This window comes from Nocardioides sp. zg-1230 (assembly GCF_013155335.1).
Taxonomy (GTDB): domain Bacteria; phylum Actinomycetota; class Actinomycetes; order Propionibacteriales; family Nocardioidaceae; genus Nocardioides.
Genome location: NZ_JABJQZ010000001.1, coordinates 914,065 through 930,035 on the forward strand (window position 1 = coordinate 914,065; position 15,971 = coordinate 930,035).

Annotated in this window: 18 protein-coding genes; 4 read left to right on the plus strand and 14 right to left on the minus strand. The window is 71.7% G+C overall.

Annotation, left to right across the window (positions count from 1 at the left end; genetic code table 11):
• Positions 1-44: 44 nt before the first annotated feature.
• The 6 genes from katG to HOO61_RS04465 all read right to left on the minus strand — a co-directional run bounded on the left by katG (position 45) and on the right by HOO61_RS04465 (position 5,866).
• Positions 45-2,318: a catalase/peroxidase HPI gene (gene katG, locus HOO61_RS04440; protein ID WP_172257264.1), complete on the minus strand. Its 2,274-nt coding sequence runs from the start codon at positions 2,316-2,318 to the stop codon at positions 45-47.
• Between the two features lie 42 nt (positions 2,319-2,360).
• Positions 2,361-2,828: a Fur family transcriptional regulator gene (locus tag HOO61_RS04445; RefSeq protein WP_172257266.1), complete on the minus strand. Its 468-nt coding sequence runs from the start codon at positions 2,826-2,828 to the stop codon at positions 2,361-2,363.
• 113 nt (positions 2,829-2,941) lie between these two features.
• Positions 2,942-3,496 (minus strand): GNAT family N-acetyltransferase, encoded by a 555-nt coding sequence (locus HOO61_RS04450; protein ID WP_216658543.1) that lies wholly within the window; start codon positions 3,494-3,496, stop codon positions 2,942-2,944.
• A gap of 16 nt (positions 3,497-3,512) precedes the next feature.
• Positions 3,513-4,496 (minus strand): SDR family NAD(P)-dependent oxidoreductase, encoded by a 984-nt coding sequence (locus HOO61_RS04455; RefSeq protein WP_172257270.1) that lies wholly within the window; start codon positions 4,494-4,496, stop codon positions 3,513-3,515.
• Between the two features lie 14 nt (positions 4,497-4,510).
• Complete coding sequence (locus HOO61_RS04460) at positions 4,511-5,380, minus strand: aldo/keto reductase (protein ID WP_172257272.1); 870 nt, start codon at positions 5,378-5,380, stop codon at positions 4,511-4,513.
• Between the two features lie 36 nt (positions 5,381-5,416).
• On the minus strand, positions 5,417-5,866 hold the full coding sequence (locus tag HOO61_RS04465; RefSeq protein WP_172257274.1) for a BLUF domain-containing protein: 450 nt from the start codon (positions 5,864-5,866) through the stop codon (positions 5,417-5,419).
• A 101-nt stretch (positions 5,867-5,967) separates the two neighbouring features.
• On the opposite strand from HOO61_RS04465, the gene HOO61_RS04470 reads away from it, so the two are divergent.
• Positions 5,968-6,324 (plus strand): MmcQ/YjbR family DNA-binding protein, encoded by a 357-nt coding sequence (locus tag HOO61_RS04470; protein WP_172257276.1) that lies wholly within the window; start codon positions 5,968-5,970, stop codon positions 6,322-6,324.
• Positions 6,325-6,644: 320 nt separating this feature from the next.
• On the opposite strand, the gene HOO61_RS04475 is transcribed toward HOO61_RS04470, so the two are convergent.
• The 4 genes from HOO61_RS04475 to dnaB all read right to left on the minus strand — a co-directional run bounded on the left by HOO61_RS04475 (position 6,645) and on the right by dnaB (position 10,309).
• Positions 6,645-7,070 (minus strand): DUF6069 family protein, encoded by a 426-nt coding sequence (locus HOO61_RS04475; protein ID WP_172257278.1) that lies wholly within the window; start codon positions 7,068-7,070, stop codon positions 6,645-6,647.
• 5 nt (positions 7,071-7,075) lie between these two features.
• Entirely contained in the window at positions 7,076-8,074 is a 999-nt protein-coding gene (locus HOO61_RS04480; protein WP_172257280.1) for an RNA polymerase subunit sigma-70, read from the minus strand.
• A gap of 223 nt (positions 8,075-8,297) precedes the next feature.
• Positions 8,298-8,792 carry a hypothetical protein gene (locus HOO61_RS04485; protein ID WP_172257282.1) on the minus strand — a complete coding sequence of 165 codons (495 nt, stop codon included), beginning with the start codon at positions 8,790-8,792 and terminating at the stop codon, positions 8,298-8,300.
• A gap of 113 nt (positions 8,793-8,905) precedes the next feature.
• Positions 8,906-10,309 carry a replicative DNA helicase gene (gene dnaB, locus HOO61_RS04490; protein ID WP_367650019.1) on the minus strand — a complete coding sequence of 468 codons (1,404 nt, stop codon included), beginning with the start codon at positions 10,307-10,309 and terminating at the stop codon, positions 8,906-8,908.
• A 548-nt stretch (positions 10,310-10,857) separates the two neighbouring features.
• Between dnaB and HOO61_RS04495 the strand changes: the two genes are divergently transcribed.
• The 3 genes from HOO61_RS04495 to HOO61_RS04505 all read left to right on the plus strand — a co-directional run bounded on the left by HOO61_RS04495 (position 10,858) and on the right by HOO61_RS04505 (position 13,851).
• A complete protein-coding gene (locus tag HOO61_RS04495; RefSeq protein WP_172257286.1) occupies positions 10,858-12,195 on the plus strand; it encodes an MATE family efflux transporter in 1,338 nt (445 codons plus the stop codon).
• A 46-nt stretch (positions 12,196-12,241) separates the two neighbouring features.
• On the plus strand, positions 12,242-13,387 hold the full coding sequence (locus HOO61_RS04500; RefSeq protein WP_172257288.1) for a hypothetical protein: 1,146 nt from the start codon (positions 12,242-12,244) through the stop codon (positions 13,385-13,387).
• Between the two features lie 62 nt (positions 13,388-13,449).
• Positions 13,450-13,851 (plus strand): hypothetical protein, encoded by a 402-nt coding sequence (locus HOO61_RS04505; protein WP_172257290.1) that lies wholly within the window; start codon positions 13,450-13,452, stop codon positions 13,849-13,851.
• A 211-nt stretch (positions 13,852-14,062) separates the two neighbouring features.
• Here the strand turns inward: HOO61_RS04505 and rplI are convergent, their stop codons facing one another.
• The 4 genes from rplI to rpsF form a co-directional block, all read right to left on the minus strand.
• Positions 14,063-14,509 (minus strand): 50S ribosomal protein L9, encoded by a 447-nt coding sequence (gene rplI, locus HOO61_RS04510; protein WP_172257292.1) that lies wholly within the window; start codon positions 14,507-14,509, stop codon positions 14,063-14,065.
• A gap of 14 nt (positions 14,510-14,523) precedes the next feature.
• A complete protein-coding gene (rpsR, locus tag HOO61_RS04515; RefSeq protein ID WP_056603689.1) occupies positions 14,524-14,760 on the minus strand; it encodes a 30S ribosomal protein S18 in 237 nt (78 codons plus the stop codon).
• An 83-nt stretch (positions 14,761-14,843) separates the two neighbouring features.
• Positions 14,844-15,458: a single-stranded DNA-binding protein gene (locus tag HOO61_RS04520; protein WP_172257294.1), complete on the minus strand. Its 615-nt coding sequence runs from the start codon at positions 15,456-15,458 to the stop codon at positions 14,844-14,846.
• A 108-nt stretch (positions 15,459-15,566) separates the two neighbouring features.
• Positions 15,567-15,857, minus strand: a complete 291-nt coding sequence (gene rpsF, locus HOO61_RS04525) for a 30S ribosomal protein S6 (protein WP_135837775.1) — start codon at positions 15,855-15,857, stop codon at positions 15,567-15,569.
• Positions 15,858-15,971 lie beyond the last annotated feature (114 nt).

Below are 15,971 nucleotides of genomic sequence, written 5' to 3' on the forward strand. Positions count from 1 at the left end.
GCCCGGACCCCGCGAGGGGATCCGGGCCGCCGATCGTGCGGGTGTCAGCGCAGGTCGAACCGGTCGTTGTCCATGACCTGGGCCCATGCCGAGACGAAGTCGGTGACGAACTTGTCGTTCGCGTCCTCGCTCGCGTAGACCTCGGCGAGCGCCCGCAGCTGGGAGTTGGAGCCCAGCACCAGGTCGACCGCGGTGGCCGTCCACTTCACGTCACCCGAGGCGAGGTCGCGGATCTCGTAGACGCCCTCGTCGGACTGCGACGCCTTCCACTGCGTGCCCGGGGACAGCAGGTTGGCGAAGAAGTCGTTGGTCAGCGCGCCGGGCCGGTCGGTGAGCACGCCGTGGGCGGTGCCACCGGCGTTGGCGCCGAGGGCGCGGAGACCGCCGAGCAGCACGGTCATCTGCGGCGCCGAGAGGCCCAGCATGTAGGCCTTCTCGACGAGCAGCTTCTCGGGCTGCAGCTTCTCGCCCTGGCGCAGCCAGTTGCGGAAGCCGTCGGCGCGGGGCTCGAGCCAGCGGAAGGAGTCGACGTCGGTGTCCTCCTGCGAGGCGTCCGTACGACCCGGGGTGAAGGGCACCGTCACGTCGTGACCGGCGTCCTTGGCCGCCTTCTCGATCGCCGCGGCGCCGCCGAGGACGATGAGGTCGGCCAGCGAGACCTGCGCGCCGCCGGCCGCGTTGAACTCCTGCTGCACGCGCTCGATCGCCGCGAGGGACGTGTCGAGGTCGAGGTCGGCGTGGGCCGCCCAGCTGCGCTGCGGCTCGAGGCGGATGCGCGCACCGTTGGCGCCGCCGCGTCGGTCGGTGTGGCGGTAGGTCGCCGCCGAGGCCCAGGCGAGCCCGACCAGCTGGGAGACCGACAGGCCGGAGTCGAGCAGCTTCTCCTTCAGGCTCGCGACGTCGGCGTCGCCGACCAGCGCGCCCTCGACCGGCGGGACGGGGTCCTGCCACAGCTGCGCCTCCGGCACCCAGGGGCCGAGCAGGTGCGGGCCGACCGGACCCATGTCGCGGTGCAGCAGCTTGTACCAGGCCTTGGCGAACGCCTTCGCGAACTCGTCGGGGTTCTCCAGGAAGCGGCGCGAGATCTTCTCGTACGCCGGGTCCTCGCGCAGCGCGAGGTCAGAGGTCAGCATCGTCGGGCGGTGCTTCTTCGACGGGTCGTGCGCGTCGGGGATGATCGCGTCGTCGGTCTTGGCGACCCACTGCTTGGCGCCGGCGGGGCTCTCGGTGAGCTCCCACTCGTAGCCGAAGAGGATCTCGAAGTAGCGGTTGCTCCACTGGGTCGGCTTGTCGGTCCAGGTCACCTCGAGGCCGGAGGTGATCGTGTCGCCGCCCTTGCCCGAGCCGTACGAGCTGATCCAGCCGAGACCCTGGTTCTCCAGCGGCGCGCCCTCGGGCTCGGGGCCGATGAGGTCGGCGTCGCCGTTGCCGTGGGTCTTGCCGAAGGTGTGGCCGCCGGCGATGAGGGCGACGGTCTCCTCGTCGTTCATCGCCATGCGCGCGAAGGTCTCGCGGATGTCGCGGGCGGACGCGACCGGGTCGGGGTTGCCGTTCGGGCCCTCGGGGTTGACGTAGATGAGGCCCATCTGGACGGCGCCGAGGCCGTCGCCGAGCTCGCGCTCGCCGGAGTAGCGCTCGTCGCCGAGCCAGGTGTCCTCGGGACCCCAGAAGATCTCCTCGGGCTCCCAGACGTCCTCACGACCGAACGCGAAGCCGAAGGTCTCGAAGCCCATGTCCTCCAGGGCGACGTTGCCGGCGAGCACGAGCAGGTCGGCCCACGAGATCTTCTGGCCGTACTTCTGCTTCACCGGCCACAGCAGGCGCCGGGCCTTGTCGAGGTTGGCGTTGTCGGGCCAGGAGTTGAGCGGGGCGAAGCGCTGGCCGCCGTCGCCCGCGCCGCCGCGGCCGTCGTGCACGCGGTAGGTGCCGGCCGAGTGCCAGCTCATCCGGATCATCAGGCCGCCGTAATGGCCGAAGTCGGCGGGCCACCAGTCCTGCGAGGTGCGCAGCGTCTGGGCGATGTCGGACTTGAGCGCCTCGACGTCGAGCTCGGCGAACGCCGCGGGGTAGCTGAAGTCGGCACCGAGCGGGTTGCCCTTCGGCGAGTGGGCGTGGAGCACCGACAGGTCGAGCTGGTTGGGCCACCAGTCCTGGTTGGTGCGCGGCCGGTGACCCTTCGGGTCCGGCGAGTCGATGACCGGGTTCTCGCTCTCGCTGCCCTGCGCGGTGGCGGAGTCGTGCATGACCGGGCAACCGGCCTCGGCCTTCCGGTCGACCCCCTGGGGGCTCTCGGGGGTGGTGTCCTGGCTGTCGGTCATGGCGAACCTTTCGTCGGTGGCTGTCGAGATGTCGGGCGGATGTCAGGCGGTGGCGGAGCTGGTCTCGGAGCTGGTCTCAGAGCTGGTGGAGCACGCGGGGCACAGGCCCCAGTAGGTGACCTCGGCCTCGTCGATGACGAAGCCGTGGGTGTCGGAGGCGTCGAGGCAGGGGCGTACGCCGACGGCGCAGTCGACGTCGGCGACGACGCCGCACGAGCGGCAGACCACATGGTGGTGGTTGTCGCCGACGCGCAGCTCGTAGCGGGCGACGGAGCCGGCAGGCTGGATCCGGCGGACCAGCCCGGAGTCGGTGAGCGCGCCGAGGACGTCGTACACGGCCTGGTGGGACACGGTCGGCTCCTCGGTGCGCACCGCGGCGAGGAGGCTGCCGGTGTCGGCGTGCGGCTGGCGGCGTACGGCGCGCAGCACGGCGAGACGCGGGCGGGTGACCCTCAGGTCAGCGCTGCGGAGCAGGTGCTCGAACTCGGCCTCGGTCGCGTGGTCGTCCATCCCGATCCACCCTGCCCCCTTTTCTTGAACCAGTCAAGTTTTTCGCCACCGTCGGGGTAGTCCAGTGGAAAGCGGCTGGGAAAGCGCCCTGGCGACGACCAGAACCCACTGGACTACCCCGCGCGGGGCGGCAGGCCGGACCACTCGCGGGAGAGGAGGGCCCAGACCTCGAGGTCCTGGCGCTCCTCGCGGACGGGGAACACCTCGCGCAGGGTGCCCTCGTGGGTGAAGCCGAGGCGCTCGGCGACGCGCCGACTGGCATGGTTGCCCGGGGCGCAGCGCCACTCGACGCGGTGGAGCCCGCGCTCGACGAAGGCCCAGTCGAGCATGGCCGCGACGGCGCGGGTCACGATCCCGCGGCCGCGGGCGGACGCGGCGAGGAAGACGCCCGCCTCTGCGGTCCGCGCGCGGGCGTTGATGCTCGGGAAGAGCGTGCCGCCGACGAGCTCGCCGTCGACCCAGATGCCGTAGAGGCGCCGGGTGCCCTCGCCGCGCGCCTTGGCGAACGACTCGATGAAGCCGCGGGCCCCGTCGACGTCCTCGAAGCCCTCCCACGGCAGCCAGTCGTAGAAGTCCGCACCGTGGGCGCGGAACAGCGCGGCGAGCTGCTCGGCGTGCCAGGGCTCGAGGTCGGTCAGGCGGGCGTCGTCGATCTGCAGGCTGAGCACCCGCGACACCCTAGGGTCACGCTGAGCCGCCCAGCCCGGCCGCCACGCGGAGCCACGACCAGGCACGAGCCCGGTCGGCCTCGCTGGCGCGCGTCGTCGGCAGGAGGTTCGTCGGACGCTCGACCCGGTCGTGCCAGAAGCGACCCGTCGGCGGGGCCGGCTCGACGGCGGTGAGCCAGACGCTGGTGTCGGCACCCTGCGCATCGTCGCGCAGCACCGCCCGTGTGATCCGGCGGAACGTCGGCAGCGACTCGCGTACGCCGGGGGTGTCGGCCCAGCCCGGGTGCATCGTCGCGACGGTGATCCGGTCGGCGGCCCAGCGGTCGGCGAGCAGCGGAGCCATCTCGACCTGCCAGCGCTTCGAGCGGGCGTACGCCGTCGTCGGCGAGTAGTCGCCAGTGGCGTAGTCGGGATCGTCGGCGTGCAGCGGCTGGCTGTACATCCCCCCGCTGCTCACCAGCACCACGCGCCCGCCCGCCGTGCCCCCGGCGAGGGGGCCGCGCAGCGCCTCGGTCATCACCACCGGCCCGACGAGGTGCACCGCCATGCTCAGCTCGAGCCCCTGCGGCGACTCGGTGCGCTCGGGCGGCATCACGCCCGCGTTGTGCACCACCGCGTGGAGGTCGGGGACCTCGGCGGCGAAGCCGGTCGCGAAGCGTCGTACGTCGTCGAGGTCGGCGACGTCGCACCGCCACAGCCGCAGCTCCACGCCGGGGTGCGCGGTCCTGATCCGGTCGGCGACCCCGGCCCCCTTCACCTCGTCGCGCACCAGCATGTGCACGACCGCGCCGAGACCGGCCAGGCCGTCGACCGTGGCCGCCCCCAGCCCGGAGCTCGCGCCGGTGACCAGCACGTGCCGGCCCTCCAGCGAGCGTGGCAGCGGGTCGGCCGGCCAGCCGGGCAGCGCCCGCCGCACCGCGAGGCCGATCGTCGTGTAGCCGAGGACGAGCGAGCGGTCCATGACGGTGTCGACCGCGCGGGTGAGGGCGGGGCGGGCCATCGCGTGGGGCCCGGTCAGCTCGCGTCGAGCCGCGTGAGCTCGTCGGCGGTGAGCTCGATCTCCGCGGCGGCGGCCGAGTCGTTGATCGACGAGGGCCGCTTGGCGCCCGGGATCGGGATCACGACGGGCGACTGGGCGAGCTCCCAGGCCAGGGCGACCTGCTGGGCACTCACGCCGCGCTCCTGCGCGATCTCGGCGAAGGCGGGGTGCTTGTCGGCCAGCTCCTTGGCGTCGGACAGGCCGCCGAGCGGGCTCCACGGCAGGAAGGCCAGGCCGAGCTCCTCGCAGACCTCGATCTCGGGCTTGCTCGAGCGGAACTTCGGGCTGAACTGGTTCTGCACGCTGGCCAGCGCGCCGCCGAGCACCGCGTGGGCGTCGCGGATCTGCTGCGGGTCGGCGTTGGAGAGGCCGACGTGGGCGACCTTGCCGCTGTCGGCGATCTCCTTGAGCGTGCCGATCACCTCGTCGTAGGGGACCTTCGGGTCCGGGCGGTGGTGCTGCCACAGGGCGATCTGCTCGACGCCGAGGCGCTGCAGGCTGGCGTCGACGGCCTCGCGGAGGTGGGTGGCCGAGCTGTCGGTGTCCCAGCCGCCGCCGTCGGTGCGGACGTGCCCGCCCTTGGTGGCCAGCACGACCCGGTCGCGGACGCCGAGCTCGTCGAGGATCGAGGCGATCAGCCGCTCGTTCTCACCCTGCGCACCGGCGCCCTTCTCGTCGCCGGGGCCGTAGGCGTCGGCGGTGTCGAAGAGGGTGACGCCCGCGTCGAGGGCGGCGGAGACGGTGTCCAGGAGCTGCTGGCGGGGCTGCGTGCCGGTCTGGTCGAAGGTCATGAGGCCGAGGCCGATGGCGCCGACCTTCTGGTTGCCGAGGGTGCGAGTCTGCATGTCCTCGACCCTACGGCCCGGCCCACACCCGGACGCTCACGCAGTGTTGAGGCGGAAGGTCCCGAGCAGCTCGAAGGCCGACGCGGCATGGTCGACGAGATCATGGCCGACCGACTGCCGCGCGAAGTCGTTGAATTCCTGCAGGTCGGCGACCTCGCGGGCGCTGACGTTGCGGAAGCCCATCGACCAGGTGGCGAAGGACCGGTCACCCACGTAGCGCCGGTCGACGAGGCGTACGTCGCCGTGGCGGGCGTCGGCCCGGATCGCGTCGAACACCTGGTAGACCGCGTACGACGTCCCCTCGAGCGTCTGGATCACGTTGCCCCCGCTGTAGAGCAGCAGCCCGGTGAGGCCGAGGCGCTCGTTCTTGGGGCGGATCTGCTCGATCAGCTCGACGAGCTGGGTGACCGACATCAGGTCGGTGACCGAGCTCGTGTAGGTCAGCGTGAGGATCCGGGGGTCGCCGCTGGCGTCGTCGCTGCGCATGGTCGCCCGACACGCTAGTCAGGACGAGAGGGTGGACGGCTCACCCCTCGGGGTCGGTACGGGGCACCGCTCCCCGGCGTCAGGATGAGCGACACTGGGTCATGGCCGTGGTCGACGACGTGCTGGCGCTGGGCTCGGGCCTGGCCAGGTCGTACGTCGTCACCGTCCGGGGGCGCCTGAAGTTCCGGGTGGGCTCGATCGTCTACACCGCGTTCTCGCACGACGAGTCGGTGATGGGATTCGCGTTCCCCAAGGAGGAGCGGGCCGCGCTGGTCGACAGCGACCGGCGCTTCCACCTGCCGGCCGAGTCCGACATGCGGTTCAACTGGGTGCACGCCACGCTCGCGGACCTCGAGGCTGCGGAGGCCCGTGAGCTGGTCGTCGACGCCTGGCGGATGGTCGTCCCCCAGAAGCTGTGGCGCGCCTGGGACGACGCCCACCCCGACGGTCCCGGCTGAGTGACGGCGGCCTGCCTCTGGACGTACGCCGCGCGCTCCTACAACCACGACCACGACTGCCACGCCGGCGCGATCACGGTGACCGACGCCGCGGGCGCCGCGTGCGGGACCTACGTCCACACCGCCGACAAGGGTGGCGTGGACGCCAGCGGCCACGTCGGCGCGTGCCACCGGTCCGACTGCACGCACAACGACCACCTCGAGTGCACCGCGTCGGGCGTCGAGGTGGGGGCGGGCGCCGATCGCACGGACTGGCTCACGTTCGCCCCGCCTGACCCGGCGAGGTCGACGCCGGCAAGCACCGCGGGCGCTGACCCCGGTCAGGCCGGGCCGCGGAGGGCACGGGCGACGGCCGGGACCACCACCGCCGCCGCGAGCAGGTGCAGCCCGACCAGGGTGACGGCCGTTGCCGTGTCGGCGGCCGCCAGGATCGGCGGCGCCAGCGACAGCGCGGTCAGCGCCACCGTCGTGCGCAGCCACCAGCGGACCGGGTGGGTGTTCCACCGCGCCAGCCCCGCGGCGACGACGACGCCGACCAGCGAGAGGACGAGCGTCACGGAGGCGAAGGCGGGCACCGGGATGGCCTCTCCGCCGGTCACCTCGAGCGTGACCCCGACCGACCGCGCGAGCCAGGCACCGCCCACGGCGGCCGCGCTCGCCGCGACCGACGCGACGACGCCCGTGCCGACCACCCGACCGAGCCGCGCCGCGGGCACCGTCCGTGACGTCGTGGGTGCGACGACCATCGTGCTCACCCCTCGCCGTCCGCGTCGAGACGCTCGGGAAGACCCAGGGAAGGGAACCGGTCGGCGTCGAAGATGGTGACCTCGGTGACCGTCCCTCCAGAGATGCGGAGCACGTCGATCGTGAGCGGGAGGTACGCCGCCTCGTCCTCCCGCCACAGGTAGTAGGCGAGCGCCGGCTGCCGGTTCACCGCGGTGGGGACCGCGCGCAGACCGGCCATCTGCGGGTAGCCGTTGGCCGTCCAGTCCGCGACGATCGCGTCCCGACCGATGACGAGGCCCTCCCACGGGGGCATGGAGTAGCGGACGTCGTCGCGCATCATGGCCGCGATCGCGTCGAGGTCCGTGGCGACGCTGGCCTCGGTGAAGCGACGCACGAGCTCGCGGTTCTCCGCGTCCGTGTCCGCGCCGGTCCACTCCTGGCGTTCGGCGGGCAGGTGCTCGCGCATCCCGGCCCGGGCCCGCTGGAGCGCGCTGTTGACCGAGTTGACCGAGTCGCCGAGCAGCTCGGCGACGTCCTTCGCCGGCCAGCCCATCACGTCACGGAGGATCAGCGCCGCGCGCGGACGCGGAGCGAGGTGCTGCACCGCGACGACGTACGCCAGCTCGATCGTCTCCCGCGCCAACGCGAGCGCCTCGGGCTCGTCGGCGTCGGCGGCCGGCAGCTCGTCGAGCAGGCTGTCGGGGTAGGGCTGCAACCACATGACCTCGCCGCCGGTGGCCGGCTCCGGGCGCCGCCGCGCGAGCAGGTCGAGGCAGGTGTTGGTCGCGATGCGGTAGAGCCACGCCCGCACCGTCGAGCGCCCCTCGTACGTCGCCCGGGCGCGCCAGGCCTTGAGGAACGTCTCCTGCACCGCGTCCTCGGCGTCCTGGAACGAGCCGAGCATCCGGTAGCAGTGGACGTGGAGCTCCTGCCGGTGCCGCTCGGCCAGCTCCGCGAACGTCGCCTCGTCCATGTCGTCGAGACTGCTCACGCCGACCTCCTCGCTGCGCATGTCGATCGTCATCGTCCAACCTCTCGTCCGTCGTGTGTCCTGTCACCTCCTATGACGGCGATCGGCCGGCGAACTCATCACCGCGGGCTACGAGGGCCTCGCACGCCGACGGACCACGCGCCGGGGGAGGCCTCCGTGCCCGGTCACATCGGAGGCTGGGGAACGAGATGCAGGCAGATGACCCCGATCCGCCTGCAATTCGTTCCCCAGAGGGTGAGCGCCGTGTTCCTCTGGGTCAGGCGAGCTCAGCGCACAGGTCCCGGACCCGCGCCTGGCTCAGGTCCATCCCGACGAAGTCCCCGTCCGGGGAGATCTCGAGCGTGACCGGGCCCGTGGTCGCGAGGGCGGTCGCGCCGATCTCCGTCTCGCCGTAGAGGAAGTTGTGGCCACCGGCCCGGATCTCGGTGCTGCCGTCCGGCTGGTCGACGAAGCGGAACGCACCCGTCGCGTTGACCGTCACCGACCGGTCCGGGTCCTCGAGGTTGGTGACCGTGAGCTTCAGCCCCGGGGCCGGCGCGATCGCCGAGAACTGGGGGTTGGCGGCGAGCTCGATGAAGCCCTCCTTGCCCGTCGACACAACAGAGATCGCGAACTCACAGGCCTCCCCCGCCGCAAGGATCTCGGGCGCCGGATCCGTGGGAGTGGGGGGCGCGCTGGTGGCAGAGGGCCCGGGCGCGAGGAGCACGGCCGTCAGGGCCAGGAGCGAGATCGAAACAGCCGGTCGGATCATGGTGGCCTCATTTCATCGGGGATCCCACCTTCACCGGGCCCGGCATCCGATGTCGTCGCTCGATGGGGGTAACCCCGATGCCGTTGCGCGACGCCGCACCCGGCCGACCGTGCTCAGCCAGCCGCCATGTCCACGAAGCGGGAGTAGTGGCCCTGGAAGGCGACGGTGAGGTCGCGGGTGGGTCCGTTGCGGTGCTTGGCGACGATGAGATCGGCCTCGCCGGGGCGGGTCGACTCCTTCTCGTAGACGTCGTCGCGATGGAGCAGGATCACCATGTCGGCGTCCTGCTCCAGCGAGCCGGACTCACGCAGGTCGCTCATCATCGGGCGCTTGTCGCCGCGCTGCTCGGGACCACGGTTGAGCTGGGACAGCGCGATGATCGGGCACTCGAGCTCCTTGGCGAGGAGCTTGATGTTGCGGGAGAACTCCGAGACCTCGAGCTGGCGGGACTCGACCTTCTTGCCCGAGCTCATCAGCTGCATGTAGTCGATGACGATGAGCTTGAGGTCGTGGCGCTGCTTGAGCCGCCGCGCCTTGGCCCGGATCTCCATCATCGTCATGTTGGGGCTGTCGTCGATGAACATCGGCGCCCCCGAGACCTGACCCATCTTGCGGGCCAGCTTCTCCCAGTCGTCGTCGCGCATCGTGCCGTTGCGGATGTGGTTGAGCGGCACCTTCGCCTCGGCGGAGAGCAGACGCATCATGATCTCCGAGCGCGTCATCTCGAGGCTGAAGAAGACGCTGGTGAGGTTGTTGTGGATCGACGCCGCGCGGCAGAAGTCGAGGGCGAGGGTCGACTTTCCCATGGCCGGGCGCGCCGCGACGATGATCATCTGGCCGGAGTGGAGACCGTTGGTCAGGTCGTCGAGGTCGGCGAAGCCCGTGGGCACGCCGTAGAGCCCGGCCTCGCGGTTGCCGATGGCCTCGATCTCGTCGAGGACGCCGCTCATGATGTCGCTCAGCGGCGCGTAGTCGACGCTGGCGCGGCGGTCGGTGACCTTGTAGACCTCGGCCTGGGCGTTGTCGACGACGTCGTCGATCTCCCCCTCACCGGCGTAGCCGAGGGCGGCGATGCGGGTGCCGGCCTCGACCAGTCGGCGCAGGATCGCCTTGTCGCGCACGATCTCGGCGTAGTAGCCGGCGTTGGCCGCGATCGGCACGTTGGCCGACAGGGTGTGGAGGTAGGGGGCGCCACCGATGCGCTGCAGCTCGCCGCGCTTGACCAGCTCGGCCGCCACCGTGATCGGGTCGGCCGGCTCGCCGCGACCGTAGAGGTCGATGATCGCGTCGTGGATCACCTCGTGGGCGGGGCGGTAGTAGTCGACGCCCTTGATCACGTCGACGACGTCGGCGATCGCGTCCTTGGACAGCAGCATCGAGCCGAGCACGCTCTGCTCCGCCGCGTTGTCCTGCGGAGGCGTCCGGTCGCCCGGTGAGCGGGGCGAGTCGCCGGGCTCGTAGGCCGCCGGCCCGTCGCCCCAGGCCTCGTCGGTGTCCCCCTCGAAGGTGACGCTCACCGGGTGCTCCCTCCCTCTCGTTGGGCCTCGCTCGGGTCCGCTGACCACGACGTTAGGGACGACCTCTGACATCGAGCCGACATCGCTGCCGGCTCCGCTCTCACCCGAGTCCCACCAGCCGTTCCATCACTGGTTCGCGCAGGACCGTACGTGCTCCCGACCCCCTGTGGGAAGCCGACGACGCCGAGTTGTCCACAGGGTCTGTGGAGAAGGTGTGGCCGGACGTGGACGACACGCCGGGCGAGGTGCACATGCCGTGGAACACCCTGTGGACACTCCGGGGAAACCCGGACCAGACATCGATCTGACCTGCGCAAACGCCGCACACACCCTGTGGAGAAGAAATTGTTGCCTCGCAGGACCGTTCACCTGTCCGACATCCGGAAGACACCCGCCGCTGGGCCGTCCCCCTGCGACGGCAAGCGCCAGCGCGCCGTCATCCACACGGCCATGCACAGGTAGTTCCAACGGGCTATGTACGCCGAGGCACAGTCGTCGCTATGCCGCCCCGGATTCGGGGAAGACTGACGCCTTCCTAGGGTGAACCTGTGAAGGCCGAGCACCGGGAGACAGACCGGGAGATCCTGCGGCTGGCCGTCCCGGCGTTCCTCGCGCTCGTGGCCGAACCGCTCTTCCTGCTCTCCGACGCCGCGATCGTCGGCCACCTCGGCACCCCGGAGCTCGCCGGCCTCGGCGTCGCCGCGGTCGTCCTGCAGACGGTGGTCGGGCTGTGCGTGTTCCTCGCCTACGGCACCACCGCGAGCGTCGCCCGCCACCTGGGTGCGGGCGACCTCCGGGGCGCGATCGCCCAAGGGATCGACGGGGTGTGGCTCGCCGTCCTCATCGGGGTCCTCGCCACCGTCGGCGGCATCGCGCTCACCCCCGCACTCGTCGGCGTCTTCGACACCGGGGCCGAGGTCGCCGGGCACGCGGAGACCTACCTGGCCATCGCGTTCCTCGGCACCACCCCCCTGCTGATCATGCTGGCCGCGACCGGCGTGCTCCGCGGCCTGCAGGACACCCGTACGCCGCTGCTGGTGGCGGTCGTCGGCAACGGGCTGAACATCGTCTTCAACGTCGTCCTCGTCTACGGCCTCGACCTCGGGATCGCCGGATCGGCCATCGGGTCGGTCCTCGCACAGGTCATCAGCGCGGCGTGGTTCCTCGTCGTCGTGGTCCGCGCGGCTCGCGAGCACGACGCGCCGATGACCCCGGACCGCGCCGGCATCGCCGCCGCCGCCCACGCCGCGGTCGCGCTCGTCATCCGCACCCTCGCGCTGCGCGCCTGCCTGCTCGTCGGCACCTACGCGGTCACCCGGGTCGGGACCGGGGCCACCGACGTCAACGTCGCCACCCACCAGATCGCGATCACGCTGTGGAGCTTCCTGGCCTTCGCCCTCGACGCGATCGCGATCGCCGCCCAGGCCCTCACCGGCCGCGCCCTGGGCAGCGGCGACGTCGAGGGCACCCGTCGCCTCACCCGCCGGATGGTCCAGTGGGGGTGGGGCAGCGGCATCGTCGCCGGACTCGCGCTGGCCGCGGTGTCCCCGTTCATCGGCGCGCTCTTCACCACCGACCCGGCGGTGCGCGACCTGCTCGTCCCGGTCCTGCTCGTCGCCGCGGTCGGACAGCCGGTCGCGGGGCTGGTCTTCGTCCTCGACGGGGTGCTCATCGGCGCTGGCGACGGCGCGTACCTCGCCTGGGCCGGCCTCGTCGTGCTGGCGGCGTACGCCCCGGCAGCGCTCTGGGCGGCCACCCTCCCGCACGGGCTGGTCGCAGTCTGGGTCGCCATGACGGTGGTCTTCATGGGCGCGCGCGGCGTCCTGCTCTCGTGGCGGGCGCGCGGCGACCGGTGGCTCGTGACCGGAGCCGCCGCCGTTCGTTGACCCCGGTGAGGGCGCACGGGAGCGCGCCGGAGACGAGGGAGGACCCATGCTTCGACACCGCACCGCGAGCCGGCTGGCCGTGCTCGGACTGCTGGGCGGCGGCCTGGTGCCGCTGACCGCGGCACCGGCCGGCGCCACCCCGGGCTGCCTCGAGGAGACCGCGCCGAGCGTCCTGCAGAACGGTTGCGACGACAGCACGCCCCCCGAGACCACCCTGACGCCGTCCACGGCGCCCAACGCCGCCGGGCTCGTCGCGGTGTCCTCGATGACCTTCACCCTCGGCTGGGAGGTCTCCGACGGGGACCCCGGGCCGTTCGCGCTCGAGTGCCGCCTGACCGGGGGACCGCAGGCCCACGGCTGGCGCGCCTGCACCAGCCCGGTGACGTACGCCGACCTGCCCGACGCCGCGGCCGGCACCTACGTCCTCGAGGCCCGAGCCGTCGACGCCGGCGACCGGGCCCGGACGCCGGACACCGCTCCGCTGCTGCCGCCGACGGTGCCGGACACCCCTGACGAGGACCCCACCCCGGCGACCTTCACCTGGGGCCAGGACACCACGGCGCCCTTCGTCTTCGTGACCAGCACGTCCTACGACGAGATCACCCCGACCCAGCCGGTCGTCACCGGAGCGAGCGTGCCGATCCGGCTCAACAGCAGCGAGGCGGGCTCGCGCTTCGAGTGCACCGACAACGACCAGCCCGTCGCCTGCACCGGCGGTCGGTGGGAGCTCCCCGACCCCGCCGCCGGACGGCACCGCTTCTCCGCCCGCACGATCGACGCCGCCGGCAACGCCAGCGCCTGGTCGCCGGCGATCGAGTTCTTCGTGCCGCGCAACCTCACCCGTCAGCGCGGCTGGAAGAAGGTCACCGGCCCGGGCTACTTCCGCGGCGACGCCCTGAAGGCGTCCCGCCGGGGAGCGCGTCTCGTGCTGCCCCGTGCGAAGGTCGGCGAGCTCCGCCTCCTGGCCGCGACGGGTCGCGGCCACGGCAAGGTGCGGGTGCGCGTCGGCAGGCGCGCGTGGCACGTGGTCGACCTCGCCGGCCCGAAGGCGTCGTCGACGCAGCACGTCGTCATCGACCGCTACTCCGGACTCCGCTCCGGACGGATCGTCATCGAGACGCTGAGTCGCAGGCCGGTCGTCCTCGACGCCGTCGTCGCGCGGCCCAACCGCTTCCCCGCCGCGCAGCGCTGACGGGCGCAGGCACTCCGACCGGCCCGGAACGACCGCTCCCGACCGCTCGTCAGACTGCCATGATGACCGCGACGCGACGCCCCGCCCTGCTGCTGGCGGCCTGCGCCCTCCTGGTGGCGTGTGGCGCGCCGGACCGATCCCCCAGCTCCGAGGAGACCGCCGTGGACCCCAGCCCGTCGTCGACCCCGCCGTCCGCGTCGCCGTCCACGCCCACCGGCGCTGTCGGGCAGGCGGTCGACGACCTCGCCACCACGCTCGGCGTCGACGCCGGCGAGGTCGAGGTGGTCTCGGTCGAGGAGGTCACCTGGCGTGACGGCAGCCGCGGCTGCGCCGAGCCCGGGATGTCGTACACCCAGGCGCTCGTCGACGGCTCGCGGATCACCCTGCGCGCCGGTGAGCGGACCTACGAGTACCACTCCGGCGGCAGCCAGCCGCCCGCCCGCTGCGACAACCCCACCGAGTGACCGAGGGCCGAACCCCAGCCTGTCGCTTCCTGAACATGTCGGCCCGTGCACGGCCTGACATGTTCAGCGATCCCCGGCCGGCCGGGGGTTCCTGAAGATGTCGGCCCGTGCACGGCCTGACAAGTTCAGGCACCTCGAGCGCGGCCGGACGCACCACGGCCCGCCACCCCTGAGGGCGGCGGGCCGTGGTGTGTGCGTTGCGTCGGTCGCGTCAGGCGGGAACGACGTTGAGGGCCACCGTGGCGGACACCTCGTCGTGCAGCTTGACGGCCACCTCGTGGGCGCCGAGCGACTTGATCGGGTTGGCCACCACGATGGTGCGGCGGTCGACCTTCTCGCCGGAGACGTCCGTGATCGCGTCGGCGATCTCGGTGGTGGTGACGGCACCGAACAGGCGGCCGCCCTCACCGGCGCGGACCTTCACGTTGACCGCGTTGGCCTCGAGCTTGGCCTTGACGTCCTTGGCGTGGTCCTCGTCGCGCACCGCACGGGCGGTGCGGGCGGCCTTGATCGACTCGATGGTCTTCTCGCCGCCGCGGGTCCAGCGGATGCCGAGGCCACGGGGAACGAGGTAGTTGCGGCCGTAGCCGTCCTTGACCTCGACCACGTCACCGGGAGCACCGAGGCCGTCGACCTCCTGGGTCAGGATGAGCTTCATCTTCCGTGCTCCTCTCAGCGACCGGTGGACGTGTAGGGCAGCAGCGCCAGCTCGCGCGCGTTCTTGACGGCGATGGCCACGTCGCGCTGGTGCTGGACGCAGTTGCCGGTCACGCGACGGGCGCGGATCTTGCCGCGGTCGGAGATGAACTTGCGGAGCAGGGTGGTGTCCTTGTAGTCGACACCGGTCGCCTTCTCCTTGCAGAACTGGCAAACCTTCTTCTTGGGCTTGCGCAGAATTGCCTTGGCCATTGTGGTGCTCCCTTTCAGTGAGCCCGGCCCTGAGGCAAATCAGGGACGGAATGGAATTCGAATGTCTTGCTTGGTCTTCGGGATCAGAACGGCGGCTCGTCGTTGCCGCCGCTGACCCCGGGCGTGGCCCACGGGTCGTTGGGCGGAGCGGACTGGCCGCCACCCTGCTGCTGGCCCTGGGACTGTCCGCCCCAACCGCCGCCACCCTGCTGCGAGGGAGCCGGGGTCGCCCACGGGTCGTCGGCCGGAGCGGACTGCTGCCCGCCACCGCCTCCGCCACCGGAGTAACCACCGCCACCGCCGCCACCGGAGTAGCCGCCACCGCCGCCCTGTCGCGTCGTCTTGGTGACCTTCGCCGAGGCGCTTCGCAGCGACGGGCCGACCTCCTCGACGTCGATCTCGAAGACGGTGCGCTTCTCACCCTCGCGGGTCTCGTACTGGCGGGACTTGAGGCGACCCTGGACGATCACGCGCATGCCCCGCTGGAGGGACTCGGCGACGTTCTCCGCGGCCTGTCGCCACACAGCGCAGGAGAGGAACAGCGTGTCGCCGTCCTTCCACTCGTTGCTCTGGCGATCGAAGGTGCGCGGCGTCGACGCGATCCGGAAGTTGGCCACGGGGGCCCCCGAGGGGGTGAACCGCAGCTCCGGGTCGTCGACGAGGTTGCCGATCACGGTGATGGTGGTCTCGCCTGCCATGTCAGGGTCTCCTCAGAATACTGATCCGGGTTGCTCCCGGTGATGCGCCCATCAAACAGGCACTCACCGACAGCGGGAAGGGTCTATCCACAGACGCCGGGAAGGCGATCAGTGGGCGTCGGGACGCATGACCTTCGTGCGCAGGATCGACTCGTTCAGCGTGAGCTGGCGGTCGAACTCCTTGACCGTCGCGGGCTCGGCCGTCAGCTTGACGACGGCGTAGATGCCCTCGGCGTTCTTCTTGATCTCGTACGCCATCCGGCGACGACCCCACACGTCGAGCGACTCGATCGAGCCACCGTCCTTGCGGATCACGTTGAGGTACTTGTCGAGCGACGGCTCGATGGTGCGCTCGTCGAGACTCGGGTCGAGGATGACCATCACTTCATAGGCACGCATAGCGGTCTCCACCTCCTCTGGGCTAGAGCGGCCACGGGCTCTCCGTGGCAGGAGGACTGTGCGTTCGCGGCGGGAGTACGACGTGGGTCGTGCGCCGCGGTCGCCCGAAGGCAA